Source organism: Flintibacter hominis (assembly GCF_014287965.1).
Taxonomy (GTDB): Bacteria; Bacillota; Clostridia; order Oscillospirales; family Oscillospiraceae; genus Lawsonibacter; species Lawsonibacter aceti.
The window spans coordinates 261,089-286,412 of record NZ_JACOPO010000001.1; the positions used below are offsets into that span (position 1 = coordinate 261,089).

At 60.3% G+C, this 25,324-nt stretch carries 23 protein-coding genes; 12 read left to right on the forward strand and 11 right to left on the reverse strand.

Annotated elements, in window-relative coordinates:
• Positions 1–7: 7 nt before the first annotated feature.
• The 7 genes from purN to H8S11_RS01320 all read right to left on the reverse strand — a co-directional run bounded on the left by purN (position 8) and on the right by H8S11_RS01320 (position 6,457).
• Positions 8–664: a phosphoribosylglycinamide formyltransferase gene (gene purN / locus H8S11_RS01290; RefSeq protein WP_186851916.1), complete on the reverse strand. Its 657-nt coding sequence runs from the start codon at positions 662–664 to the stop codon at positions 8–10.
• On the reverse strand, positions 661–1,707 hold the full coding sequence (gene purM / locus H8S11_RS01295) for a phosphoribosylformylglycinamidine cyclo-ligase (protein WP_147571571.1): 1,047 nt from the start codon (positions 1,705–1,707) through the stop codon (positions 661–663). Before purM ends, purN begins: the two co-directional genes overlap by 4 nt.
• Positions 1,708–1,843: 136 nt before the next feature.
• The gene (locus H8S11_RS01300) at positions 1,844–3,268 is read right to left on the reverse strand and encodes an amidophosphoribosyltransferase (protein WP_147571569.1); all 1,425 of its coding nucleotides are present in this window, start codon (positions 3,266–3,268) and stop codon (positions 1,844–1,846) included.
• Positions 3,269–3,279: 11 nt separating this feature from the next.
• Positions 3,280–3,423, reverse strand: coding sequence for a hypothetical protein (locus tag H8S11_RS01305; RefSeq protein WP_186851917.1), 144 nt, complete (start codon positions 3,421–3,423; stop codon positions 3,280–3,282).
• A 3-nt stretch (positions 3,424–3,426) separates the two neighbouring features.
• Entirely contained in the window at positions 3,427–4,569 is a 1,143-nt protein-coding gene (locus H8S11_RS14140) for a phosphoribosylaminoimidazolesuccinocarboxamide synthase (protein WP_366460491.1), read from the reverse strand.
• A 33-nt stretch (positions 4,570–4,602) separates the two neighbouring features.
• Positions 4,603–5,097: a 5-(carboxyamino)imidazole ribonucleotide mutase gene (gene purE / locus H8S11_RS01315; protein ID WP_186851918.1), complete on the reverse strand. Its 495-nt coding sequence runs from the start codon at positions 5,095–5,097 to the stop codon at positions 4,603–4,605.
• Between the two features lie 268 nt (positions 5,098–5,365).
• Complete coding sequence (locus H8S11_RS01320; protein ID WP_243200885.1) at positions 5,366–6,457, reverse strand: glycosyltransferase family protein; 1,092 nt, start codon at positions 6,455–6,457, stop codon at positions 5,366–5,368.
• A 156-nt stretch (positions 6,458–6,613) separates the two neighbouring features.
• Here H8S11_RS01320 and H8S11_RS01325 point away from each other — a divergent pair, with 156 nt between their 5' ends.
• Both H8S11_RS01325 and H8S11_RS01330 read left to right on the forward strand, forming a co-directional pair.
• Entirely contained in the window at positions 6,614–7,174 is a 561-nt protein-coding gene (locus H8S11_RS01325) for a phosphatase PAP2 family protein (protein ID WP_186851920.1), read from the forward strand.
• 1 nt (position 7,175) lies between these two features.
• Positions 7,176–8,030: an aminotransferase class IV gene (locus H8S11_RS01330; RefSeq protein ID WP_186851921.1), complete on the forward strand. Its 855-nt coding sequence runs from the start codon at positions 7,176–7,178 to the stop codon at positions 8,028–8,030.
• A 65-nt stretch (positions 8,031–8,095) separates the two neighbouring features.
• Here the strand turns inward: H8S11_RS01330 and H8S11_RS01335 are convergent, their stop codons facing one another.
• The 4 genes from H8S11_RS01335 to H8S11_RS01350 all read right to left on the reverse strand — a co-directional run bounded on the left by H8S11_RS01335 (position 8,096) and on the right by H8S11_RS01350 (position 12,041).
• On the reverse strand, positions 8,096–9,178 hold the full coding sequence (locus H8S11_RS01335) for an acyltransferase family protein (RefSeq protein WP_186851922.1): 1,083 nt from the start codon (positions 9,176–9,178) through the stop codon (positions 8,096–8,098).
• A 131-nt stretch (positions 9,179–9,309) separates the two neighbouring features.
• Entirely contained in the window at positions 9,310–10,791 is a 1,482-nt protein-coding gene (locus H8S11_RS01340; RefSeq protein WP_186851923.1) for a stalk domain-containing protein, read from the reverse strand.
• Positions 10,772–11,332 carry an RNA polymerase sigma factor gene (locus H8S11_RS01345; RefSeq protein ID WP_186851924.1) on the reverse strand — a complete coding sequence of 187 codons (561 nt, stop codon included), beginning with the start codon at positions 11,330–11,332 and terminating at the stop codon, positions 10,772–10,774. Before H8S11_RS01345 ends, H8S11_RS01340 begins: the two co-directional genes overlap by 20 nt.
• A gap of 139 nt (positions 11,333–11,471) precedes the next feature.
• Positions 11,472–12,041, reverse strand: a complete 570-nt coding sequence (locus tag H8S11_RS01350; RefSeq protein ID WP_147571706.1) for a uracil-DNA glycosylase — start codon at positions 12,039–12,041, stop codon at positions 11,472–11,474.
• A 302-nt stretch (positions 12,042–12,343) separates the two neighbouring features.
• Here H8S11_RS01350 and H8S11_RS01355 point away from each other — a divergent pair, with 302 nt between their 5' ends.
• The 10 genes from H8S11_RS01355 (at position 12,344) to murA (ending at position 25,319) form a co-directional block, all read left to right on the forward strand.
• Complete coding sequence (locus H8S11_RS01355; protein ID WP_147571553.1) at positions 12,344–13,885, forward strand: 4Fe-4S dicluster domain-containing protein; 1,542 nt, start codon at positions 12,344–12,346, stop codon at positions 13,883–13,885.
• A gap of 349 nt (positions 13,886–14,234) precedes the next feature.
• A complete protein-coding gene (mraZ, locus tag H8S11_RS01360; protein WP_147571551.1) occupies positions 14,235–14,651 on the forward strand; it encodes a division/cell wall cluster transcriptional repressor MraZ in 417 nt (138 codons plus the stop codon).
• A gap of 1 nt (position 14,652) precedes the next feature.
• Positions 14,653–15,588 (forward strand): 16S rRNA (cytosine(1402)-N(4))-methyltransferase RsmH, encoded by a 936-nt coding sequence (gene rsmH / locus H8S11_RS01365; protein WP_186851925.1) that lies wholly within the window; start codon positions 14,653–14,655, stop codon positions 15,586–15,588.
• Positions 15,589–15,638: 50 nt separating this feature from the next.
• Positions 15,639–16,202, forward strand: coding sequence for a hypothetical protein (locus H8S11_RS01370; protein WP_147571547.1), 564 nt, complete (start codon positions 15,639–15,641; stop codon positions 16,200–16,202).
• A 91-nt stretch (positions 16,203–16,293) separates the two neighbouring features.
• The gene (locus H8S11_RS01375) at positions 16,294–18,729 is read left to right on the forward strand and encodes a penicillin-binding transpeptidase domain-containing protein (RefSeq protein WP_147571545.1); all 2,436 of its coding nucleotides are present in this window, start codon (positions 16,294–16,296) and stop codon (positions 18,727–18,729) included.
• A gap of 83 nt (positions 18,730–18,812) precedes the next feature.
• Positions 18,813–20,327, forward strand: coding sequence for a UDP-N-acetylmuramoyl-L-alanyl-D-glutamate--2,6-diaminopimelate ligase (locus tag H8S11_RS01380; protein WP_186851926.1), 1,515 nt, complete (start codon positions 18,813–18,815; stop codon positions 20,325–20,327).
• Positions 20,328–20,499: 172 nt separating this feature from the next.
• Positions 20,500–21,486: a phospho-N-acetylmuramoyl-pentapeptide-transferase gene (gene mraY / locus H8S11_RS01385; RefSeq protein WP_147571541.1), complete on the forward strand. Its 987-nt coding sequence runs from the start codon at positions 20,500–20,502 to the stop codon at positions 21,484–21,486.
• Between the two features lie 69 nt (positions 21,487–21,555).
• Positions 21,556–22,788, forward strand: coding sequence for an FtsW/RodA/SpoVE family cell cycle protein (locus H8S11_RS01390; RefSeq protein ID WP_374740292.1), 1,233 nt, complete (start codon positions 21,556–21,558; stop codon positions 22,786–22,788).
• Between the two features lie 61 nt (positions 22,789–22,849).
• Positions 22,850–23,977, forward strand: coding sequence for a UDP-N-acetylglucosamine--N-acetylmuramyl-(pentapeptide) pyrophosphoryl-undecaprenol N-acetylglucosamine transferase (locus H8S11_RS01395; protein ID WP_186851927.1), 1,128 nt, complete (start codon positions 22,850–22,852; stop codon positions 23,975–23,977).
• Positions 23,978–24,059: 82 nt separating this feature from the next.
• Positions 24,060–25,319, forward strand: a complete 1,260-nt coding sequence (gene murA / locus H8S11_RS01400) for a UDP-N-acetylglucosamine 1-carboxyvinyltransferase (protein WP_186851928.1) — start codon at positions 24,060–24,062, stop codon at positions 25,317–25,319.
• Positions 25,320–25,324: the final 5 nt, after the last annotated feature.

Genomic DNA, 25,324 nt, shown 5'->3' on the forward strand with positions numbered 1-25,324 from the left:
AGCAAATTCATTCTGCGTTCCGCCGTCCGCATTCTGGATGCTCCAAAACACGGACGGTCCGCCCCTCCACCTTTAGCCGGTCCTGACAGAACAGGGACACGGCTTGGGGGAGCAGCTGCCACTCGCACTGCTCCATGATGCGCCGCTGGAGTACCTCCGGCGTGTCGTCGGGGAGGACCTCCACCGCCTTTTGAGAGACGATGGGGCCGCCATCGCACTCCTCACTGACGAAGTGGACAGTGGCGCCGGACAGCTTGACCCCATACTCCAGGGCCTTCTCATGGACATGGAGGCCGTAGCACCCTGGGCCGGCGAAGGAAGGGATGAGGGCGGGATGGACATTGAGGATGGCGTTGGGGAAGGCGCGGACCATCTCGCCAGTCAGAATGACCATAAAGCCGGCCAATACCACCAGGTCGATATCCAATCCCTTCAGCTTGTCTACCAGGGCCGCAGTCATGGCCTGGCTGGAGGGGTAGTCCTTTCGGGCCGCCACATAGCCGGGGATGCCGGCGGCCTTGGCCCGCTCCAGGGCATAGGCGCTGGGGGTGGAGGAAATGACAGCGGTGATTCGACCGTTGATCAGCTCACCCCGCCCCTGGGCGTCGATGAGAGCCTGGAGATTGGTGCCGCCCCCGGATACCAAAACCGCGATATTTTTCATTTGACTAACTCCACACCGTCGCTGCCAGAGACCACAGAGCCGACCTGATAGGCATTCTCGCCCGCATCCGTCAGAGTGGAGAGAGCCCGCTCCGCCTGAACAGCGGGGATGGCCAGGATCATGCCCAGGCCCATGTTGAAGGTGTTGTACATATCCCGCTCCGGGATGTTTCCCTTCCGCTGGATCAGATCAAAGATGGGCAGCTTGGGGAAGGTCTTGAGATCAATGCGGGCGGTGAGGCCGTCCGTCATCATTCGGGGCACGTTCTCGTAGAACCCGCCGCCGGTAATATGACTGATGGCGTGAATATCTACTCCGGCCTTCAGCAGAGCCTTGACCGCCTTGACATAGATGCGGGTGGGGGCCAACAAAGTCTCGCCCAGGCTCCGGCCGCCCAGCTCCTCCATGGGGGAGGTCAGGTCAGTGTGCTCCACATCCAGCACCTTGCGGACCAGAGAGAACCCGTTGGAGTGGACGCCGGTGGAGCCAAGTCCGATGAGCACGTCGCCGGTGGATAGGCGCTTGCCGTCAATGATATTTTCCTCGTCCACGATGCCCACAGAGAAGCCGGCCAGGTCATAGTCCTCGTCGGGCATGACGCCGGGGTGTTCAGCGGTCTCGCCGCCCACCAGGGCGCACTCAGACTGGCGGCAGCCCTCGGCGATGCCGGCGACGATCTCGGCAATACGGGCGGGATCATTCCGGCCACAGGCGATGTAGTCCAGGAAAAACAGGGGAGAGGCGCCGCCGCAGATGATGTCGTTGACGCACATAGCCACGCAGTCGATGCCGATGGTGTCGTGCTTGTTCAGCAGCATGGCCAGCCGCAGTTTGGTGCCCACGCCGTCGGTGCCAGACACCAGCACTGGTTTTTTCATGCCGGCCATGTCGGGGGCAAACATACCGCCGAAGCCGCCCAGAGTACCCATGACACCGGGAATATAAGTGGATTCCACCATAGGCTTGATGCGCTGAACAGCCTCATAGCCAGCGGTGACGTCTACGCCGGCGGCGGCATAGGAAGCGGAGTGGGAGTTTTTCATCTTCAGACCTCCAGATCAAATTAGAACTTAAAAGTCAGGAATTGTGGACTGCGCCCCAGACGGAACAGTGGAGTTCAGCCCGGCAGGACCGGAGCCATTCTGACTTCACATTCCGGTTGGGATGGCGTGCTGACGCCTATTCTTTGCCGCTCCAGCAGTAAGTACACACCTTGTCCCGGTCCAGACCGATGGCCTCCAGCAGGCCATCCAGAGACTGGTAGCCGAGAGAGTCAAAACCGAGCTTCTCACAGATGGCCTTGAGCATGCACTGGCCTCGTTCAGTGCGGGCGTCAGAGTACTCCTCCAGGTGGAGCTGGCCCTCGTCCCCCTCCAGCTCCTGGACCGTACGGCGGGCCAACAGGTCCATGTCCGAGTTGCCACGGGAGAAGTTGAGGTATTTGCAGCTGTACATAATGGGGGGGCAGGCGGAGCGCATATGGACCTCCTCCGCCCCGGACTCATAGAGAAATTCCACCGTTTCCCGGAGCTGGGTTCCCCGGACGATGGAGTCGTCCACGAAGAGCAGTTTCTTGCCCTCAATGAGCTCGGGTACCGGAATCTGCTTCATCTTGGCCACCTGATTCCGAACGTCCTGGTTGGTGGGCATAAAGGAACGGGGCCAGGTGGGGGTATACTTGACAAAGGGGCGGGCAAATGGCTTGCCGCTGCGGTTGGCATAGCCGATGGCGTGGGGCACGCCGGAGTCGGGCACACCGGCCACATAGTCCACCTTGGGGAGAAGACCGTGGAGAACCTCATCCCGGGCCATAATCTCGCCATTCTGATAGCGCATGACCTCCACATTTTTCCCCTCATAGTTGGAGTTGGGGTAGCCGTAGTAGGTCCACAAAAAGGCGCAAATCTTCATCTCCTCGCCGGCGGGGGACAGGGTTTCATACCCGTCAGCCGTAATACGCACGATCTCTCTCGGCCCCAGCTCATAGGCGTCGGCATAACCCAGCTTATGGTAGGCGAAGGACTCGAAGGACACACAACAGCCCTCCTGGTTCTGGCCCACCAGGACCGGCAGCCGGCCCAACTTGTCCCGGGCGGCGATGATCTCCCCCTTGTCGGTGAGGACGAGCAGGGTCATGGAGCCCTTGATTTCGTCCTGGGCGTGGAGGATACCGGACACCAGATCATCTTTCTGATTGATGAGGGCCGCGGTCAGCTCAGTAGCGTTGACCTTGCCGGAGCTCATGGCCATAAACTGATGTCCGTGGTCGGAGAAATACTGCTGGATCAGCTCCTCGGCATTGTTGATGATGCCCACGGTGGTGATGGCGTACAGGCCTAAGTGGGATCGGACCAGCAGGGGCTGAGGATCGGTATCGCTGATGCAGCCGATGCCGCTGCAACCGTGGAAGTCAGACAGATCCTTCTCGAACTTGGTGCGGAAGGGGGTGTTCTCGATGGAGTGGATCTGGCGCTGGAATCCGTCCTGGGGGTCATGGATCAACATACCGCCCCGGCGGGTACCCAGATGGGAGTGGTAGTCCACTCCGAAAAAGATATCGAGGGTCACGTCCCGCTTGGAAACGGCCCCAAAAAAACCACCCATTTATTTGCTCCTTACTTTTTGCGTTTGTGCAGGAAAAACCAGGCAGCTCCAACCAGTCCCGCAAGGATCAGCAGCATGAAAGGCAACGCGATGGGGCTGCTGCTGATAAGAATGGCGGTGGGGCCGTCCTGCCCGCCAATGATACCGACGTCCACGATTTAGGCGAAGAACAGCTTGGACAGGGTCATGGGATCGATGTACTTGCCGTCCTTGTAGACCCGCATATTGCCGGAGGCCACCTCGTCGATGAGCATAACCTTGCCGTCCGCGTCGTAGCCGAACTCGAACTTGATGTCGTACAGGACCATGCCCTTCTCCTTCAGGTCGTCGGCCACGATCTGGGTGATCTTCTGAGTCTCCTCCTTGATGGCGTCGTACTGCTCCTCGGTCATGACACCCAGAGCGACCAGACCGTCCTTGGTGACCAGGGGATCGCCCAGGGCGTCATTCTTAAAGGTAGTTTCCACATAGGCGGGCAGGTCGGCACCCTCGGCGATGTACTCCCCATAGCGGCGGAGGAAGGAGCCCACTGCCTTGTGGCGGCAGATGACCTCCAGCCCGTGGCCAAACACCTTGGCAGGCTTGACCTCCATGGTGGTGTTCTTCAGGTCGGCGGACACATAGTGGGTGGGGATGCCGGCAGCGTTGATTTTTTCAAAGAAATAAATGGACATCCGAAGGTTCACGTCGCCCACGCCATCGATGGTCAGGCCCACAGAGTTTTCGCCGGGATCGAACACGCCGTCCTTGCCGGTGCAGTCGTCCTTGAACTTCAGCAGGTAGTTGCCGTTGTCCAGAGCAAACACGTCCTTGGTCTTACCAGTGTAAACAAGCTTCTTTTCCATGATGACATTCCTCCATGTATGAAATTGAAATGGATGCTGAGTGTATTTGGGATAAAAAATGGAACAGGCGAAAAGGAAAACGGGGATATAGACAAAAAAGGAGCACAACGAAACAAAGAGGAGGGCGAATCCGCCTCCACCGCCCAGAGAGGCCTCTGTCTGAAAGACGGCCCGGTAGATCTCATTCGGGGTGGGGAACAGCATTCCCCAGAGGGGGGTGGAGAGGATCCACAGGAGCAGTACCCCGCCATACCGTCCCCTCCCAAGGGGGAGATAGAGAGCGGCCATGGCCACGGCACAGACAGCCGTAAAGAGGGCGGCGAAGAAAATATCCATGCCCGCGGGGATGGACCACAGGGCGATGCAGCAGTAAAAGACCTTCTGCAGATGGGAGATCAGGGCGGACAGGGCGCCGAGAGCAGCGCCAATCAAGCAGATAGGAATCGACTTCTTCATGACGCGCCTCCACAGTGAGCGGGCTGCCTCTTACTACCCCAGCTCGGCCTGGAGCTTCTTCTCCTTTTCGGCGATCTGGGCGGCCATGCTCTCCCTCGCCTGGTCCAGCCGGGCGGCCAGCTCGTCGTCGGAGACAGACAAAATCTGGGCGGCCAGTACAGCGGCGTTCTTAGCCCCGTTGATGGCCACAGTGGCCACAGGAATGCCGCTGGGCATCTGGACGGTGGCGAGCAGGGCGTCCAGCCCGTCCATAGCGCCCCCCTTCATGGGGATGCCGATGACCGGCAGGGTGGAGTTGCCCGCAAAGGCCCCGGCCAGGTGGGCCGCCATGCCGGCGGCACAGATGAGGACACCGAAGCCGTTTTCACGGGCGCTTTTGGCAAAGTCGGCGGCAGCGGCGGGGGTGCGGTGGGCGCTGAGGATATGGGCCTCGAAGGGGATGCCAAAGCTCTGGAGCTGCTCACAGGCTCCCTTCACCACCGGCCAGTCGGAATCCGAGCCCATGATGACAGCGACTTTTTTCATCAAAACCTCTCCTTTGTCAAAAAAGATTCAGGCTATCTGCGGGTACAGATAGCCTGATAGAATGTTAGTGTTCGGCCTTGGGCAGATTGGGGCCGTAGCCAGTGACGAACCTAGGAGAAAACACCCGGATAAAGCCCATGACTAAGCCCCCTTCCATCCATTAGGGTTCCATTTTATCGAAAAAACGCGGGCTTTGCAAGAGAGGGAATGAATTTCGTAGGCTTGTACAAGGAATTGCGAAATACGGGACAAAAAAGTTGGCATCCTCTGCTCACAGCAGGCCGGCAGTGTCCAAAATACGGGATACCGCAGCGGCTCGGAGGGACCAGGCCGCCGCCGCGCCGTAGCTCTGGCGGCGCTGAGAGACGAAGCCGGGGGCCTCCTCCAAGGCGTGCTGACAGAGGGTGAGGAACTCCCGCTCGTCATGGGCTCCGTAGACCACGTCGGGGAAGATCTCTACCTGCTCGGGCCACAGCATAGACACGATGGGCTTCCCGGTAGACAGGTACTCATACAATCGACCAGAGATCACATCGCTGTCCGGCCGGTCCTCCCGCAGCAGCTCCAACAGCACATCGCAGCGGAACAGCCAGTCGGGTACCTCATTGAGAGGGCAGGGGCCGGCCAGCGCCACGTTGGGCTGCCGCCTGAGTCGAGGAAGGAGGGGATTGTCCTCCTGCCGGCCCAGCAGCAGGAAGGTCCAGCCAGGCCGCTCCCTGGCGGCGTAAAGGATGGGGGACAGATCGAGTTCCCGGTGGATGACCCCGGCCCAGCCCAGCACCGGGCCGTGGACCTGGGGCAGAGGGTCCGACTGAATAGAGCCCCCCTCGCCGGAGAACATGGGGTAGTTGACCCCGTTGGGCAGTTGAGCGATGTTAGAGCTGCAGGGGGACAGCCGGTCGGCCAGCAGGGGGGAGGCGGCGAAGACTATGTCGGCGTTGTTGGCCAGGGCGCCCTCCCACAGTGGGGGCAGCTCCTCCCAATCCCGGTCGCAGTCGTAGACAAGCCCGTCATATTCCAGGTGGTCCAGCAGGTGGACCTGCTCTGGACTGGTGGTCCACAGCAGGGGTGATTGGAAACGGTGGCAGGCGGCCTTGTCGGCGATGAATCGGCCCAGCTTCCTCTGGTTGCGCAGGAACAGCCGGGAATACTGCTCCGACACCGGGAATAGGGTGGGGGGAAGGGTGTAGACCGTCACGTTGGGGCGCACCTTCTGCCCCTTCTGCCGAAAGCTCCGGTCCCGTCTGCCGGCAGGGGGAGCGAAATATAAGATCTGTGTGTCCCGCAGCCGGGAGAGGAGCTGCTGGGTCCGGCCCGGAGAGGTGCTCCAGGGCTCATTGGATAGACATAGGATCTGCTTCAAAGAGGAGACCTCCCGGTAAAATGACATTGACTTATGGGACCTTTTTACCTATTATAGTATGGAGAGGGAGATACCGTCAAGCGGGCGGTTTTTCCTGCCCCCCTCTGGCTGGCGGAGCCGGGGGTGGCAGGGGCTCCGTCTGGAAAGGAAACGAGAATGCTGGAAGCCTTATTGAATTTGGATGCCTCGCTGCTGCTGGCCATTCAGGACCTGCGCTTGGACTGGCTGGACCCCATCGTGGCCTTCTACACCCAGCTTGGCAACGCCGGGCTGCTGTGGATCGTACTGTCCCTTTCCATGCTGTGCTGGCGGCCTACCCGGCGGGCGGGGGCCCTGGCGCTGACAGCTATGGTGCTGGGACTGCTGGTTACCAATGTGACCATAAAGCCGCTGGTGGAGCGGACCCGCCCCTGGCTGGACCTGCCCATCCTTCCACTGGTGGTGGAAAACGACCCCCATTCCTTCCCCTCCGGACATACCTGTGCCGCCTTTGCGGCCGGGGTGGCTTGGGCCAAGACCCTGCCCTGGCGCTGGGGACGGATCGGGGCTGTACTGCTGGCGGTCCTGATGGGGCTGTCCCGGCTGTATGTGGGAGTCCACTATCCCACGGATGTGCTGGCTGGGGCTTTGATCGGAACACTGTGCGCCTGGGTGGCGCTGAAGCTGGACGGTTACAGGACGGATCGGTTGAAAGAAAATAGGAAAGGAGCCAAGTGATATGTGGAAGAACGTCGGTTATTACAACGGAGAAATTGGCCCTCTGGAGGAGATGAAGGTGCCCATGGGGGACCGGGCCCTCTACTTCGGCGACGGCATCTATGAGGCCGCCTGTGTGGCCAACCGCGTCCCCTTCGCGCTGGAGGACCATCTGGACCGGATGTATAACAGCCTCCGGCTGCTGGAAATCCCCTTCCGGATGGAGCGGGACCAGGTGCGGGCCGAGCTGCAGAAGGTCATCGAAGCGGCGGAGGAGGCCCCCTACCACTTCTTGTACTGGCAGGTGTCCCGGGGCGTAGCCCCCAGAGGGCACGCCTTCCCTCCGGCAGAGGTGGCCCCCACTTTGCTGGCCTATGTGCGGCCCCACAGGATGAAGGACCTGAATCAGCCCTATCGGCTTATCTCCCTAGAGGATAACCGGTACAAGCTGTGTCATATCAAGACACTGAATCTGATCCCAAGCGTACTGGCCAGCCAGCGGGCGGCGGAGCGGGGATGTGACGAAGCTGTGCTCCATCGAGGCAGCCGAGTCACCGAGTGCGCCCACAGCAATATCTCCATGCTGAAGGACGGAGTGCTGCGCACCGCCCCCACAGATGAGCTCATCCTCCCCGGTATCGCCCGGAAGCATCTGATTGCCCTGGCGAAAGAGAACGGCGTCCCGGTGGTGGAGGAACCCTTCTCCATGGTGGAGCTGATGAACGCGGACGAGGCCATTGTCACCAGCTCCAGCGCCCTGTGCATGGGAGTGGAGTCCATCGACGGCATCCCTGTGGGTGGCAGGGATCGGGAACGATTCCATTTACTCCAGAGCGCCTGTATGGAGGAATTCCAGCGAGAAACCAAGGCCAGGTGAGATGGACGTTAATAAAGAGCGCGGACAGAAACCCTGTCCGCGCTCTTTTTCGTTTATGAACAAAATCAGCGGGGGTGAATCGTCTGCCGCAGCCGGTTCCAGAGCCAATAGAGAAGGAAGGAGCCCAAATAGGCGGCAACTAGACGGCCAATTAGCAGCAGAGAGAGGGAGTGGACGCCCAGCTTCTGCAGGATAGCGGTGGCGTAGGTCAGCACCAGGCAGTGGACAAAGAACACAAAGAGAGAGGCCTGGTACAGCCAGTTGAGGAACCGCCGGAGCAGAGGGCCGCAGTTCTTCAAGGCGGCGCACAGCTCCATCAGCAGGTAAATGGACAGGAGGTTGGAGAGGGGCTTCATCAGCTCCAGGTTAAAGAATACCACCCCGGCGGAAAATTCCAGATAGCACAGGCCCAGATAGGTCAGCACCACCAGCCCTGAGCCCAGGATGGCCCACAGCCGGCGGGCCGGGGCCGGGCGCTCCGGCCGGAGATAGCCGGCGTACAGACCGGCCACCCAATAGAACAGATAGGTAATGAACAGCTTGCCCTGATAGGGCGCGAACCAGGGAAGGGCCCGGGCGGCCGCGCCCTGGAGCCAGAGAGCGGCTAGCATGACCACCAGGGCGCCCGCACAGCCGGCCAGCCAGCCCACACGTCGGACCAGCTGCCGCCACAGGGGGCGCAGGAGATAGAGCTGCATGACCACCAGTACATAATAGAACTGGGCCGACAGGGAGCCGAACCATAAATAATTTCCCAGCTCTGCCAGACTGCCCCGCACATAGCCGATGGGCAGAAAGCAGAGATAGTAGAACAAAGTCCAAAAGAGGTAGGGGAAATAGACCTTTTTGGCCCGGCGCAGGATATAGGGCCCGTAGGGGGACAGGGTGTCCCTCGCCAGCTCCAGCCCCATCTTCATCCCGCCGCTGAACAGAAAGCCGGGGACAGCACACCGGCTGAGAAGCCAGGGGACAAAGACCACCGCCCCCTGCCAGGAGGTGGGGTCGGCGTCGGTGATGCCTAGAGACATGACGTGGATCATGATGACCAGCAGGCAGCACAGGGCATTGAAGTCATCTAAAACAGGCAGGCGGGAGGGGGGACGCTCCAGCCCGACGGACGGATGAGCGGTGTTGTGCAAGGCGGACACTTCTCTCTCTCCGGCCGAAGCCGGGTGATGGACGGCGTTCTTCGCCAGAATTCGTTTTTAGTATAAGGAACTGGCAAAATAAAGTCAAGAGCGCCCCCGCCTGGATTCAGGCAGGGGCGCAAGCGGCAGGATCAGGGGATGATGAGCCAGGCGTCGAACTGGAAGCCCTCGGGAGAAACATCGTGGCTCCAGCATCCCAGACACCAGATGTTCCAGGCGTCCTCCAGGAGATGGTGCCCCACCAGCAGGTCGCACCCGTCCGGGACGGGGACGGCGGGGTTGGGGAGATACATCTCGTCGCCGTTTTCGTCTGTTTTGGTGGAGTAGTAGGTGGCCTCAATAGGCTGTCCGTCCACCAGGATGGTGGAACTGCCCGCTGTGGCGGTGATGGTCACCCCGCGGTACCGAGCGGTGGCGGTCTGGCTGTCCTCGTCCCAGCGGTACTCCGCTCCCAGCCTCTCGCAGAGCTGGCGGAGGGACAGATGGCCCAGGCGCAGCCCCTCCAGGTCATAGACCGGGCTGGGCGGGTCCATCAGGAAGGGCCGCAGACGGGGGTCCAGTTCCGCCTCTCTGGCGGGGGAGCCGTCCACGGGGAACTCCCACTGGTCAAAGACGATGGAATCCACCTGGGTCAGGTCCACCACCTGTTCAAACTGATGGTCCACGTCTCCCAACTGTGCCAGAGTCAGGATGGAGCCGTCCTTCATCTTCAGATAGAACAGGTCGGTGGCAACGCCCAGGTCAGTGATAGAGTCGGCGTAGGAGGACCAGTCCCCGAGGCGTTCCAACTCGTAGGAGTAGGACACTGGGGTGAGGATAAGCTCCTTCAACCGGCCCCGGAGCCCCAGAAACTCATTGGAGATGACCTCCAGGTCCGGGGTGACGCGGATGGGCTCCACCACAGAATCCATAGGCAGCCGTACGGCGTAATCCCGGCCCATAAAGGCCAGCCATACATTCAGAGGCTCCTCCAAAGGGCCGACATACTCGCCGAACTGAATGTCGATCTGCCAGGAACGGCTGGTGCCGCTGGGATTGGGGAGGTCATGGATTCCCATACTGCCCGAATGGGTGCGAAGATCGTAGGAGATCCCATCGGGGCCGGTGCTGCCGCTCTCCAGCAGCCTGCTTACCATATCCTCCCCCCAGGGCTCCCGGTGGGCCTCGGCAAAGGCCCGGTTGCTCATCAGGTCGTCGATAGCCTGCTGATTCAGCCCTTCCACAGTGAGAACAACAAAGACGTTTTGACCGTCATAGAGCATACTGTCCGCCGTCAGGCGGTAGTCCTCGTTTTCCACGCTTTTGATGGTGTCCTGTACATAGGGCTCCACCACGCTGGCGTCCCCCCGTGTGAAAAACAGGTCCAGTACCCCCATCTGGTAGGCCGCCGCCAGGGCGGCCCCCGTGGTCAGTGCCAGGGTGGCGGCCAGCAGGACCGCCCATTTCATTTTTTTCTTCATACTGTTCTGCCTTGGACCTTCCGGCGGAGCGGAAGCCGCCTCTTCCTGCTCCAGCGCCGCCTCGACACGGGAGAGGATGGCTTCCGGGTCCAGCTCGGGGTACTCCTCGGGCAGACCTAAGTCGTTCCACAGCTCATGAATGTGACTGGACACAGGGCGTCCCTCCTTTCCCACACAGGGCCTCCCGCAGCTTATGCCGTCCCCGTGCCAGCCGGGTCCGGGCAGTGGCCTGGTTCAGCCCCAGCTCTTTGGCCACCTGGTGCAGCGGCTCCTCCTCAAAGTAATAGCGCCGGAACAGAGTCCGGTCCGGCTCCTCCATGCCGTCCACCAGCCGCCGGAGCTGACTGTGGAGCTGGTTCCGCTCCGCCAGCTCTTCGGGGCCCGGCCGGCTGTCGGGAAGATGGTCTGGAATGGCGTCCGTTTCCCGCCGCCTTCTGACCCGGTCGATGGCCAGATTCCGGGCGGTCACCGCCAGCCATGGCCGGAGGGAGCGGACCGGGTCCAGCGATTCCCGGCTGCGCCACAGGGCGAGAAAGGTGTCGGAGACCACTTCCTCCAAATCCTCCCTCAGCGGCTCAGGGGCCAGGGCCCTGGCGGCTACTGCGGCCACATAATGGGTATACCGCCGGATGGTATCCTCCAGCGCGGCGCGGTCGCCCTGGGCCAGCGCCAGGACCAGACCTGTTTCGTCCAAGGAGCTTCCTCCTCTCTGTTTCAGTAGGGTGTAGACCATTCGTACGTTTGGTTCTGCTTATAGGTACGGCTGGGGGTGGGGCGGCGTTTCACAGTATCGAAAAAAATCTGCCGGCAGAGCAGCTGCCGGCAGAACAACGTCAATAGGTCCGTTCACAGATCGCCTGGATCTTGGCCTGGAGGCCCTTTAAATCCTCAAATGTTTCCGGCCGCCGCCGGGGGTCCCGGAGGATGGCCGCCGGGTGGAACAGGGCGGTCATATGGATACCGGCCTTTTCGAACCACTGGCCGTGCTCCTTTGAAATCTTAAAGTCCTCCTTGATCAGACGGATGGCGGCGACGCGTCCCAGACACACAATGATTTTGGGGCGAATCAGGGCGACCTGGTTGCGGAGATAGCCGATGCAGGCGTCCTGCTCCGAGTTGAGAGGGTCACGGTTCTGGGGCGGGCGGCATTTGACGATATTGGCGATGTATACGTTCCTCTTCCGGTCCAGGTCGATGAGCTCCAGCATATCGTCCAGCAGCTTCCCGCCCCGGCCTACGAAGGGCTCGCCCTGCAAGTCCTCGTTCTCTCCAGGGCCCTCCCCGATAAACATGACTTCCGCGTTTGGCACACCTGCCCCAAAGACCACGTTGTGCCTAGTGTCCGCCAGGGCGCATTTCTGACAGGACATACAGGCCTGTTCCAGAGGTCCCCAATCCAGCATCGCCACCGCTGATCACTCCTTTCTATATCTCAAAGCTCCTTGCTTTCAGTATAACACGATTTACCTGCCGCGCAAAGAAAAAGATTACTCCGGCCCCTATAAAAACTGGACAATTTCTGAATTAAATTCTGCAAATAAAGAAAATACATCCTAGAAAATCCCAGCCTTCACACAAAAATACAATTTTTCCTGCAAAAAACGGGAATACTTGTCAGATGAGGCATTGTCAAGCAACAGGATATTGTGGTATGATACCGATTGAAAAAGAATCTTATCTGTATCTTTCTAAGGAGGAAACTGGGATGCGAGGAGTGCATACCGTAGTCAACGACATTCGCCGCAAGGTTTTTACCGAGGTGGCGAGGATGTCCTTTGAGGGCGGCGACTATGGGGAGACGCTTAGACGCCTGCCCCATAAGATCATCCCTGGCGAGGTGGCCCGTTACCGCCAGAATATTTTGGTGGAGCGCGCCATCGTCAGCGAGCGGCTGCGCCTGGCCATCGGCCTGCCTCTGCGGGATCTGAATGAATACGCCCCTACCATCGACCATCTGGAGGACAGCGTGGTGGCGGAGAAGTACTATGAGCCCCCGCTGATCAACATTATTCCCTTTGCCTGCAACGCCTGCCCCCCAAAGCAGGTCCGGGTGAGCAATATGTGCCAGGGCTGTCTGGCCCATCCCTGTCGGGAAGTCTGTCCTAAGGATGCCATCAAGGTGGTCCAGGGTAAGAGCGTCATCGACCAGGAGAAGTGCATCAAGTGCGGCAAGTGCGTGGACCAGTGCCCCTATAACGCCATTATCAAGTTTGAGCGGCCTTGCGCCGAGGCCTGCGGCATGGATGCCATTAGCTCTGACGAGCTGGGCCGGGCCAAGATCGACTATGACAAGTGCGTATCCTGCGGAATGTGTCTGGTCAACTGCCCCTTCGGCGCCATCGCGGACAAGAGCCAGATCTTCCAGATGATCCAGGCCATCAAGCGGGGGGATCGAGTCGTCGCCGCTGTGGCCCCCGCCTTCGTCACCCAGTTCGGTGAGAATGTGTCCGCCGCCCAGATGCGGGAGGCTATGCTCCAGGTGGGCTTTGCCGATGTGCGGGAGGTGGCGGTGGGCGCCGACCTGTGCACCATCGAGGAGGCCAAAGACTTTTTGGAGAAGGTGCCGGACGAGCTCCCCTTCCTGGCCACCTCCTGCTGTCCCTCCTGGTCTGTGATGGCTAAAAAGCTGTACCCCCAGTTCAAGGACAACATCTCCATGGCCCTGACGCCCATGGTGCTTACGGCCCGGCTCATCAAAAAGGAGGACCCCGAGGCCCGTGTGGTATTCATTGGCCCCTGCGCCGCTAAGAAGCTGGAGGCCTCCCGGCGTACCATCCGAAGCTATGTGGACTTCGTCCTCACCTTTGAGGAGATGCAGGGCGTGTTCGACGCTAAGGGCGTGGACCCCAGCAAGATGCCCGGCGATCCCGAGAACGACTTTATGCGAGCCACTGGCGCTGGCCGTGGCTTCGCGGTGACGGGGGGAGTGGCCGCCGCGGTCAAGGCTGCCATCAAGGAGCTGGACCCCGAAAGAGAGGTTCTGGTGGAGCACGCCGATGGTCTGCGGGAGTGCCGGAAGATGTTGGCAATGGCTAAGGCCGGCAAGTATAATGGCTATCTATTGGAAGGGATGGGCTGTCCCGGCGGCTGTGTGGCCGGCGCGGGAACCATCACTCCGGTGAAGAAGAGCACCACCGCTGTGGCCGCCTATATGCAGACATCCTGTAGCCAGAGCGCGCTAGAGTCCCCCGTAGCCCAGCGATTGGAGGAGCTGGAGAGGCTGGAGGATGAGGCTGAAGTCAACTGAACCCCTGTTTGTCGGAGATGACAATGGATCCGTCCGCGCCCGTTTCGGGTGCGGACGGACTTTTTTTGTCAGAAAAGAAAAACAAGCACAACATATTGCGATGGACAGAAGAGAGTGGCACAAGATATCAATGGGACTGGACTGGTTGGAAGTTATTGTAAACTAAATGGAACAGATGTTTTTGTAAAGAAACCGCCGATTTCGAAGGAAAGCGGCGGTTTTTTCTATAAAAAACCATGAAAAAAAGACTTGCATTTTATGTCAACACCTTTTATACTAAAAGGCAAGGTGGAGTAAAGTGGAGTAAAATCCCTATATAAACCACTAAAGTGGGGGAGAGGTGAGGAACATGACCGGCACATACGAGCACAGCATCGATGCTAAGGGTCGGCTGTTCATCCCCGCCAAGCTCCGGGAGGAGCTGGGGGTCACCTTCTACCTGGCTATGGGCGTGGATGCCTGCCTGGCCATCTATCCCCAAGCCACCTGGGATCGCTTTACTGAAAAATTCGCTTCCCTGCCAATGAGCCAGTCCAAGGCCATGCGGCCGCTGTTCGCCAACGCTGCCAAGTGCGAGCTGGACAGCCAGGGGCGCATCGTCATCCCCCAGAAGCTGCGCAAATATGCCGGCCTGGAGAAGGATGTAGTCATCATCGGAGTCAATGACCGGGCGGAAATCTGGTCCGCCGATGCCTGGAATGCCCAGGAGGAGGAAGAAATGACGCCGGAGAAGATGGCTGCCTGTATGGCGGAGCTGGGATTCTGATATGAGTGAGTTTACCCACTACCCAGTTCTGCTCAATGAGTGCATTGAGGGGCTGAATATCCGCCCGGACGGCGTGTATCTGGACGGGACCTTGGGCCGGGCAGGCCACAGCCGGGAGATCGCAAAGAGATTGAATACCGGGCGGCTCATCTGTGTGGACCGGGACGAGGCGGCCTTGGAGTCTGCGGGTCGGCGGCTGGACGAATACATGGATAAGGTCACCCTGGTCCACAGCAACTTTGACCGGGTGGGCCAGATTATAGAGGAGCTGGAGTTGTCCGGTGTGGATGGGATGCTCTTTGATTTAGGGGTGTCCTCCCCGCAGCTGGATGACAGCTCCCGTGGGTTCTCCTACATGGCTGACGCCCCCCTGGATATGCGGATGGACCGGTCTGAGGGGCTGACCGCCGCGGAGGTGGTCAACACCTGGAGCCAGGAGGAGCTGCGGCGCATCCTCTTTCAGTACGGTGAGGAACGCTGCGCTCCTCAGATCGCCGCTGCTATCGTCCGCCGCCGGGCGGAGAGGCCTATCCTCTCTACTCTGGAGCTGGTGGACATCATCAAAAGCGCTATGCCCGCCAAGGCGTTGAGAGAAAAACAGCACCCCGCGAAGCGGACCTTTCAGGCCATTCGGATCGCGGTCAACGACGAACTGTCTTCTGTGGACCGGATGCTCCAGGGGGCGGTCTCCCATCTCAACAGAGGGGGAAGGCTGGCGGTGATTACGTTCCACTCTCTGGAGGACCGCATTGTCAAGACCAGCCTGGCCGGTTTTGCCAGGGGATGTACCTGCCCGCCGGATTTTCCCGTCTGCGTCTGCGGCAAGACGCCGGACATCCGGCTGGTGAATAAAAAACCCATTCTCCCCTCTGCCCAGGAATTGGAGGAGAATCCCCGCTCCCGCAGCGCCAAGCTGCGGGTGGCGGAAAAATTGTGAAGGGCACGTCCGGCGTGCCCGCTTCCTACCAAAGAGAAGGAGTGAGCGCTATGGCCGCCCGCCGTCGCAGCACAACCGTATATAACACCTATGGCAGCGTGGCCTATGCCCCCGCCTATGACGGCTCTGCCGTCCGTGCCCCCAGAAGGGAGGAGGAGCTTCAGCGCCGTCCCCAGCCCAAGACACGGGAGCACGTCCGCCGCAAGCAGCTGACCCGCACCCAGGTCCAGGTCCGAGAGGCCGGTCAGGTGGCTCCCTTCGCGGTGGTGGGATTCATTGCGGTGGCAGTCTTTGCGGCCCTGCTCATTACCAGCTTTGCCCAGTTTACCGCCCTAAATGGGGAGGTGGTATCCCTCCAAAACCAGCTGACCACACTCCAGACAGAGAACGCTACCTTGTCCGCCCAGTACGAAAAGGTCTTTGATATGGAGACGATCCAGGCCGCGGTGGGAGAGAGCATGGTGCGGCCCACCAGCGACCAGGTAGAGTACATCGATTTGTCCGAGCCGGATACCGTGGTGGTCTACGGTGAGCAGGAGGCTTCCGGAGGCATCGTCGGCGCCCTGAAGGCAGCGGGCACAGTGTTGGGAGAAATGATTGAATATTTCCGCTGAACCGGCCATATAGATGAAAGACGAAAGATAGAGCAAGGGGCGCAAGAAAGGATATTTCTTGCGCCCTTCTACCGCAAAGGAGGGAAGCGTTATGCGGGAGGAATACGGGAGAAAAAGCCGCCAGAGCGCGGGCGGCGGGACCCGGGGCAGCCACTCCAAACGGTCTATATTCCGGCGCACGGTCTTCCTGATGGCGGTGTGCGGTGTGCTTATGTTCATCCCTCTGTTTTGGAAGCTGTGGAACATCGCCATTGTCAACCATGACTACTACCAGCAGCTGGCCACCAAGCAGCAGACGCTGGACCTGTCTGTATCCTCCAGCCGGGGGAACATTTACGACCGAAACGGCAACGTGCTGGCCATGTCAGCCACAGTATACAACCTGATCTTATCCCCCAACGACCTGGAAAAGAGCGTGTCCAAAAAGGACTTTACCGATGAGGAGGGCAATCTGGACCAGGCGGCTTACGAGGCGGCGGTGGCCGCCAAGCAGGACCAGATGGTCCGGGACCTGATGGCTCTCGTCCCCGGCCTGGACGAGGAGAGAGTAGATACCCAGGTGCACGCCACCAAGTATTCCTACCGTGAGATCAAGAAGAACATCGAGGAGGAGGAGGCCCAGGCCATCCGGGAATACATCACCGAGAACAAGACCTCCGCCTACCTATACCTTACTCCCGGGACCAAACGCTACTACCCCTACTCCGGCCTAGCTGCCCAGGCCCTGGGGTTTGTCAATGACGAGGGGGGCGCCTACGGTATCGAGGCGGCGTACAACGACGTGCTGGAGGGCACCGCCGGCCGGGTGGTCACCACCAAGACCGGAGCGGGCACCCAGATGTACAACGCATACTCTGATTTCGTGGACGCCATTGACGGCTATGACTTGACCCTGACTATCGACGCTACCATCCAGTCCTATCTGGAAAAAACCATTGAGGAGGGCATCCAGGACTATGACGTGCGCAACGGCGCCTTCGCCATTGCCATGGACCCCAACACTGGTGCTGTCCTGGGGATTGCCAGTTCCCCGGACTTTGATCCCAATAACTACTCAAAAATTCTGGATGATATGCTGAATGGAAAGATGGATGAGAACACTCAGGCCATCTACGAGCAGTTGAAGGCGGACAATCCGGAAAATCTGACCGACGCCGAGCTCATGGCACAGGCAGAGAGTCAGGCATACAGTCAGGCCGTGATGAGCCAGTGGCGGAGTAAGGCCATCGACGATACCTATGAGCCGGGCTCTACCTTCAAAGCCCTGGTGCTGGCCGCCGCCCTGGAGGAGGGGGTGGTGAGTGAGAGCGACACCTTTTACTGCTCCGGCAGCGTGAAGATCGCCGATCACACGATTCACTGTTCCAAGGTCACTGGCCACGGTTCCCAGACCCTGGCGGAGGCGGTGGGCAACTCCTGCAACCCCGCCTTCATCGCCATCGGTCAGCGGCTGGGCATCGATTTGTTCTACGACTATTTCGAGGCCTTCGGCATGAAGGAAAAAACAGGCATTGACCTGCCTGGAGAGGGCAAGGGCGTGGTCTGGGAGCGGGAAGACATGATTCCCACTGACCTGGCGGTAGCCTCCTTCGGCCAGCGATTCAACGTCACCCCCCTCCAGATGATTCGAGGCTTTGCGGCCGTCATCAATGGCGGTAACCTGGTAAAGCCCTATGTGGTCCAGTCTATCAGTACGAAGGATGGCACCGTGGTCCAGAACACGGAGACCGAGGTCGTCCGTCAAGTGGTCAGCCAGGAGACCAGCCAGCGGGCCACCGATATCCTGGAGCAGGTGGTGTCCAAGGGGACCGGCAGGAACGCCTATGTGGCGGGGTACCGCATCGGCGGTAAGACGGGCTCCTCGGAAACAGGGGAGACGGGGCGCACTATCGTGTCCTTTATGGGCTTCGCTCCGGCTGACGACCCTCAGGTCATCGTCCTGCTGGCCTACGACAAACCTCAGGAGAGCGCCACTAACCCCAAAGAATCCACCACAGGGGTGTACATCAGCGGCGGCAATATGGCCGCCCCAAAAGCTGGCCCCCTGATCGCCCAGATCTTGGACTATATGGGAGTGGAGAAGAAGTACAACGCCGACGAGTCCGCCGCCGTGGATGTAAATACCCCCAAAGTCACCGGTATGACAGTGGCCGATGCCAAAAAGGCGTTAGACAAGAAAAACCTAAAGTACCGCACAGTGGGCGAGGGAGAGAGCATTACCGCTCAACTCCCTGCCGCCGGGGCCAGCGTCCCAGGAGGTTCCACTGTGGTGCTATACCTAGGGGACGCGGTGCCCGAGGAGAGCGGTACTGTCCCAGATGTGGTGGGCATGAGCTATGAGGGCGCCAAGAAACGGCTGGAGGAGGCCGGGTTCTTTATGCGGGCCTCCGGCGTATCTGTGTACTATAGTAATACCACGACTGCCAGTGACCAGAGCATCCTGGGCGGAGAAACAGCCGCCATGGGCACCGTGGTAGATGTTCAGTTCTCCAACATTGTGGAGGACGGCGCGGTAGACTCGAGATAGGGAGATCCCTCCGGCTCGCTAGACTGCTGCATCATTTTGGCAAAATTTATAGAGAATCAAACCCACCCTTGAGGGGTGACGACATGAAATTGCGCCAATTGTTGAACGGCGTCCCCCTCAAGGGGGGTAACATTGACCAGGAGATGGAAATAAATTCCATTTCTTATGACAGCCGGACCCTGGAGCCCGGCGCTCTCTTCGTGGCTCTGCCCGGAGATAAGACGGATGGTCACCGGTACATCGACACGGCTCTGGAGAGAGGCGCCGCGGCCGTCCTGTGCCAGCGGGCTCCGGATCGGCCGGGTCCCTGGCTGGTGACAGAGGATACCAGACTGGCTCTGGCCCTTCTCTCGGCCAACTGGTTTGGACATCCGGGGGACGCTATGACCCTGGTGGCGGTCACCGGGACCAACGGCAAGACCACCACCACCAGCCTCATCAAAGAATTGCTGGAGGGGACGCGCCGGGCCAAGGTGGGCCTGATCGGCACCAATCGGAACATGATAGGGCGGGAGGAGCTGCCTGCCCACCGCACCACCCCGGAGAGCTATGAGCTCCAAGCCCTTCTGCGCCAGATGCTGGACAATGGCTGTACCTATGTGGTAATGGAGGTATCCTCCCACGCCCTGGTCCAGCACCGGACGGCGGGATTGACCTTTGACCTGGGGCTGTTCACCAATCTGACCCAAGACCACCTGGATTATCACCACACCATGGAGGAATATCGAGCGGCCAAGGGACTGCTCTTTGACCAGTGCCGCCAGGCGGTGCTGAACCTGGACGACCCAGCGGGCCGCTGGTATCTAGAACGGGTCAGATGTCCGGTGTTTACCTATTCGGAAAACAGGACCCAGGCGAATTTGAGCGCCAAAAATATCCGCCTGTTCCCCAGCCACGTGGAGTTTGACGCGCTCTCCACCGGCAGGTTAGTCCGCGTCCACCTGCCCATCCCCGGAGGGTTTTCTATCTACAACGCCCTGGCGGCCCTGTCCGCCGGACTGTGCCTGGGCCTGGGTCTGAAGGAGATGGCTCGGGTCATGCCTGCGGTCCACGGGGTAAAGGGCAGGGTGGAGGTGGTCCCTGTTCCTCCAGCCTATACCGTCATCATCGATTACGCCCACAGCCCCAACGCCCTGGAGAACATCCTGACCACCGCGCGGGACTTTACCGCCGGGCGTCTCATCTGTCTGTTTGGCTGCGGGGGAGACCGGGATAAAACCAAACGGCCCATTATGGGGGCCATCGCCCAGGACCTGGCCGATGTGGTGGTGGTCACCTCGGATAATCCCCGGACGGAAGATCCCCAGGCCATTATCACCGATATCCTGTCCGGTATGGAGGGGGAGCTGGAGAAGGTCCATGTGGAGCCGGACCGGCCTGCGGCCATCGGCTGGGCCCTGTCCCAGGGACAGCTTGGCGATGTGATCGTGCTGGCGGGCAAGGGCCATGAGACCTATCAGGAGATCAACGGCGTGTTCCATCATCTGGACGAGCGGGAGATCGTAGCCGACTGGTTTGCCGCGCAAAAAACGCCTCCTAAGGCGGCCGCCCAAGCGCGGGCCAGCACGGCGCTGGCGGGGAGTGGGGCGGAGCCGTGAGAAAGGCGTGCCATTTCCAAGAAAAGGGACGGGAAAGTGTGTGCAAAGGCTTAAAACTCTGCCGGAACGACAAGAAAGGACTGGAAAAACTCCGGCGGGCATAGTATAATAATAGGCCGCATATGCGCGGTTTGACTTACTTGAGAGAAAGACGACCTGGAGGGGTTCCGACATGACATATATACTGAGCTTTATCGTGGCCTTTGGCGTGGCCGCTATCGCGGGCCAGATCCTGATTCCGCTGCTTCGCCGGCTGAAGGCGGGCCAGTCCATCCGGGAGGATGGACCCACCTGGCACATGGCCAAACAGGGGACCCCCACCATGGGCGGCATCATGTTTATCCTGGCCATCGGCGTGGCCGTGCTTACAGCCGGGTGGGAGGACCTGCTTCGGGGAAGCCGAAACCACCTGTATGTGTTTCTGTTTGCTCTGGTCTTCGGAATCATCGGCTTTATTGATGACTTTCAGAAGCTGCGCCACCACGCCAACGAGGGGCTGACTGCCGGTCAGAAGTTCCTGCTCCAGCTTGCGGCGGCTATCGTCTTCACTGTGCTGCTGCGCGGAAGCGGCTATCTGACCCCCAATTTGTATATCCCCTTCCTGAATGTAGAGCTGGCCCTTCCCTGGGTGGTGTACATGGTGTTCGCCGCTTTTGTCATGGTGGGCACTGTCAACGCCGTCAACCTGACCGACGGCATCGACGGGCTGGCCACCGGCGTCACCATCCCTGTGGCCCTGTTCTATGTGGGCGTATCCGCCTGGTACGGCCGGGATGACCTGACGGTACTCTCTGCTGCCCTGGCCGGCGGTCTGTCCGCCTTCCTGCTCTATAACTTCCATCCCGCCAAGGTCTTTATGGGGGACACAGGCTCCCTCTTTCTGGGCGGTATGGTGTGCGGGCTGGCCTTCGCCCTGAATATCCCCCTGGTCATCCCCATCATCGGCCTGGTCTATGTGGCTGAGGTGCTGTCCGATATTATCCAGGTAGTCTATTTCAAGAAAACAGGCGGAAAGCGGTTCTTTCGCATGGCGCCCCTCCACCACCATCTGGAGATGGGCGGCTGGAGCGAAACCAAGCTCTTTTGTGTCTTTTCCGGACTGACGTTGGTGCTGTGCGTCGTGGCCTTTCTGGGAGTAATGAACCGCTATCCGGTCTGACGCCGGGAGAGAGCAGCCCCGCGTTTTTCCGGGTCCCTGTCCGAGTACGTCCCCATTTGATCAAAGGAGGTGGACATTATCGCCAGAAAAGCAAAACGTGACCTGACCATGGAGGAGCAGCTGGCCCGCGGCCCCATGGACCTGCCCTTCCTGATGCTGGTGCTCATGCTGGTGGGGATCGGGCTCATCATGATGTTTTCCGCTTCCTTTGCCTCGGCCTACTATGACTCGTCCCAAAATGTACAGAACAACCCCATGTTCTACATCCGAAGGCAGGCCGCCTATGCCGCGGCAGGTCTGCTGGTGATGTATGTGACATCCAAGATCAATTACCAGCGTTTTCGCTGGATGTCTGTCTTTGTGCTGGTGGGCGCGATTGCGCTGCTGGTGCTGGTATTGACGCCCATTGGCGTAGAGATCAATCAGGTGAAACGCTGGCTCTATCTTTTCCTGGTGGCCGGCCCCACCTTTCAGCCTTCCGAGATTGCCAAGGTGGCGGTGGTCCTGTTTTTCGCGGCCCGGCTGTCCAAGCGGGACACCGAGCGGAAAAAGAAGTTTACCAACCGGACGCTCACCGGGCGGACTCTGAATCGGCTGGAGCGCATCGGCTTTTTGGAACTGGTGCCTTACGGTGCGGTGCTTTCCCTGGTGCTGGTACTGGTGGTCATGGAGCCCCATATGTCGGGTACCATCCTCATCATGGTGGGGGCCGCCGCCGTCCTTTTCGCATCAGGCATCAATCTGGGATGGTTCGTAGGGCTGGGCTCCTTTGCTGTGGCCGCCCTCACCTTTGTGGTCTTTGCCACCGACTATATGACGCGGAAGATCAACCTGTGGCTGGACCCCTGGTCCGATCCCCAGGGCGCGGGCTATCAGCCCATCCAGTCCCTCTATGCCATCGGCTCTGGCGGCCTGTTGGGCCTGGGGCTGGGCAAGAGCCGCCAGAAGTTTCTCTACATCCCTGAGCCGGAAAATGACTTTATCTTTTCTATCGTGGTGGAGGAGCTGGGCTTCATTGGAGCGGCCATCGTCCTGATCCTGTTCGCCCTGCTTATCATGCGTGGTTATTGGCTGGCCCTCCACGCCAGAGACAAATTCGGCACCCTGACCATCGTGGGTATCATCACGCTGCTGGCCGCCCAGGTATTTCTAAACATCGGGGTGGTTACCAACTTGATCCCCAACACGGGCATCTCCCTGCCTTTCTTTAGCTACGGGGGTACCGCGCTGATGATACAACTGGCGGAGATGGGCATTATTTTGAGCATCTCCCGGCAGATTCCGGCGCCGAAAAAGGACTGATAGAAAGCGTGGAGAGCTAAGATAAGGCATCTGTTCTTCACGCTCACAGAAGAGGTGTTTTATGAACATTCTGTTTACCTGCGGCGGTACCGCCGGCCATGTGAATCCCGCGGTGGCTCTGGCCCATATCTTCCAGGAGCGGCACCCAGGCTGCCGGGTCCTCTTCGTGGGGGCCGATGGAGGGATGGAAAATAAGCTGGTGCCCAAGGAGGGCTACGAGATCCGCTCCGTCACCATCACCAATTTCCACCGCTCCTTTGCCCCTGCTGATATCGCCCACAACCTGGGCACCCTGATGAATATGCGGAAGTCCAAAAAGCAGGCTCAGGCTATTCTGGATGAGTTTAAGCCTGACCTGGTGGTGGGCACCGGCGGCTACGCCTCCTTCCCTGTGGTCAACGAGGCCGCCCGCCGGAAGATCCCCACCGCCGTCCATGAGTCAAACGCCGTCCCAGGCCTGACCACAAAGGCCCTGGCCAGAGTGGTGGACCGGGTGATGGTGGGCTTTGAGGAGAGCCGTTCCCACTACGACGACCCCTCCAAGGTGGTGGTCACCGGCACCCCGGTCCGGGGCGATTTTTTCAAGTATACCCGCCAGGAGGCGAGAGAGAAGTTGGGCCTCGCCGACGAGCGGCCCCTGCTGCTGTCCTACTGGGGCTCGCTGGGGGCAGAGGTCATGAACCAGAAGATGGTGGATTTCATCGCCAAGGAGTGCTATGAGGGCGCTCCCATCCGCCATATCCATGGCGCCGGCCGGGACTTCCCCTGGATGCGGGAGGAGCTCCTTCGCCGGGGGCTGAAGCTGGGGGACAACGGGGTGGAGGTCCGGGAGTATATCTATGATATGCCCCTGGTCATGGCCGCCGCCGACGTGGTCTTGTGCCGGGCGGGGGCCTCCACGATCTCGGAGATCACCGCCATCGCCAAGCCCTCGGTGCTGGTCCCCTCCCCCAATGTCACTGCCAACCACCAGGAAAAGAACGCGCGGGTGCTGGCTGACCAGGGGGCGGCGATCCTCCTGCGGGAGCAGGACTGCGGGGAGCATACCCTCTACGATACTGTGGAGTTGCTGATGCAGGAGCGGGACCGGCGGGACGCCATGGTCCGGGCCCTCAACGCCATGGCTGTGCCCAACGCCGGGGAGAAGATATACCAGACCCTGCGGGAGATCATGCGAGACAAAGCATAAGAAGGGGCGGGACCGCCTCATAAACCAAATGGACTGTTTCCGCATAGGATAGCCTGAATCAAAGAAATTTGGAGGCTATCCCATGAGCTTTTATCGAATCGAGGGCGGACGGCCCCTATCGGGCAGCCTGTCCGTTCAGGGGGCCAAGAACAGTGTCCTGCCCATCCTGGCCGCCGCCGTGTTGGCCCCGGGTCAGAGTGTCATCCACAACTGTCCCGACCTGTCCGACGTATCTGCTACCCTGGACATCCTGCGCCTTCTGGGCTGCCGGACGGAGCGGGAGGGGGATACTGTCCTGGTGGATGCCTCTGCCCTGTGCCGTTCGGACATTCCGGACCGGCTGATGCGGGAGATGCGCTCCTCTGTGATCTTTCTGGGCGCGCTGCTAGCCCGGCTGGGGGAAGCGGAGCTGACCTATCCCGGCGGCTGTGAGCTGGGCCCCCGGCCCATCGACCTGCACTTGTCCGCTCTGCGCCGTCTGGGTGCGGAGATCCGGGAGGACCAGGGGTGCCTGCGCTGCCAGGGAGGCGGAGCCCTCCGGGGAAGGGAGCTTTGCCTGAACCTGCCCAGCGTGGGCGCGACGGAAAACGCCATGCTGGCCGCCTGCGGCTGTCCGGGGGTCACCTTGATCCAGGGCGCCGCCCGCGAGCCGGAAATTGTGGACCTGCAAGGGTTTCTGCGGGCTATGGGGGCGGAGGTGTCGGGGGCAGGGACCTCGGTTATCACCATCCGGGGCGGCGTGCCGCTCCATCCGGCGGAGCACTGCGTCATGGGGGACCGGATCGCGGCGGCTACATATCTATGCGCGGCGGCCGCCGCCGGAGGAGAGGTGGAGCTGACCCGGGCGGAGCCCCAGACGCTTACCGCGGTGCTCAGTGCGCTGGAGGAGGCGGGCTGCCGCCTGACTTCCGGACCGGACCACATTCTGCTGGAGAGCCGGGGGCCGCTTCAGAGCATCCCAACTGTGCGTACCGCGCCCTATCCCGGTTTCCCTACCGATGGGCAGGCCATCCTGATGGCCGCCCTGACTGGGGGGCAGGGGACCACCATGTTTGTGGAGAATATGTTTGATAGCCGGTACGGCCATGTAGACGAGCTGCGCCGCATGGGGGCGGATATCCGGGTAGACGGCCGGGTGGCGGTAGTCACCGGGGTAGGAAGGCTCCATGGAGCCGCCGTCCGAAGCACGGACCTGAGAGGCGGGGCCGCCTTGGTGGTAGCCGGACTAGGGGCGGAGGGGAGCACGGAGGTGTCCGACCTGCACCATATTTGCCGGGGCTATGAGAAGCTGCCTCAGAACCTGCGGGCCCTGGGAGCGGATATTCAGGAGCTTCCGGATTGACCAGA

Coding starts and splice junctions, on each gene's coding strand:
- H8S11_RS01355 (WP_147571553.1), top strand. CDS start 12,344: ATGCGAGGAGTGCATACCGTAGTCAACGACATTCGCCGCAAGGTTTTT.
- purN (WP_186851916.1), bottom strand. CDS start 664: ATGAAAAATATCGCGGTTTTGGTATCCGGGGGCGGCACCAATCTCCAG.
- H8S11_RS01380 (WP_186851926.1), top strand. CDS start 18,813: ATGAAATTGCGCCAATTGTTGAACGGCGTCCCCCTCAAGGGGGGTAAC.
- H8S11_RS01300 (WP_147571569.1), bottom strand. CDS start 3,268: ATGGGTGGTTTTTTTGGGGCCGTTTCCAAGCGGGACGTGACCCTCGAT.
- rsmH (WP_186851925.1), top strand. CDS start 14,653: ATGAGTGAGTTTACCCACTACCCAGTTCTGCTCAATGAGTGCATTGAG.
- H8S11_RS01330 (WP_186851921.1), top strand. CDS start 7,176: ATGTGGAAGAACGTCGGTTATTACAACGGAGAAATTGGCCCTCTGGAG.
- purM (WP_147571571.1), bottom strand. CDS start 1,707: ATGAAAAACTCCCACTCCGCTTCCTATGCCGCCGCCGGCGTAGACGTC.
- H8S11_RS01325 (WP_186851920.1), top strand. CDS start 6,614: ATGCTGGAAGCCTTATTGAATTTGGATGCCTCGCTGCTGCTGGCCATT.
- mraZ (WP_147571551.1), top strand. CDS start 14,235: ATGACCGGCACATACGAGCACAGCATCGATGCTAAGGGTCGGCTGTTC.
- H8S11_RS14140 (WP_366460491.1), bottom strand. CDS start 4,569: ATGAAGAAGTCGATTCCTATCTGCTTGATTGGCGCTGCTCTCGGCGCC.
- murA (WP_186851928.1), top strand. CDS start 24,060: ATGAGCTTTTATCGAATCGAGGGCGGACGGCCCCTATCGGGCAGCCTG.
- H8S11_RS01370 (WP_147571547.1), top strand. CDS start 15,639: ATGGCCGCCCGCCGTCGCAGCACAACCGTATATAACACCTATGGCAGC.
- mraY (WP_147571541.1), top strand. CDS start 20,500: ATGACATATATACTGAGCTTTATCGTGGCCTTTGGCGTGGCCGCTATC.
- H8S11_RS01395 (WP_186851927.1), top strand. CDS start 22,850: ATGAACATTCTGTTTACCTGCGGCGGTACCGCCGGCCATGTGAATCCC.
- H8S11_RS01350 (WP_147571706.1), bottom strand. CDS start 12,041: ATGCTGGATTGGGGACCTCTGGAACAGGCCTGTATGTCCTGTCAGAAA.
- H8S11_RS01375 (WP_147571545.1), top strand. CDS start 16,294: ATGCGGGAGGAATACGGGAGAAAAAGCCGCCAGAGCGCGGGCGGCGGG.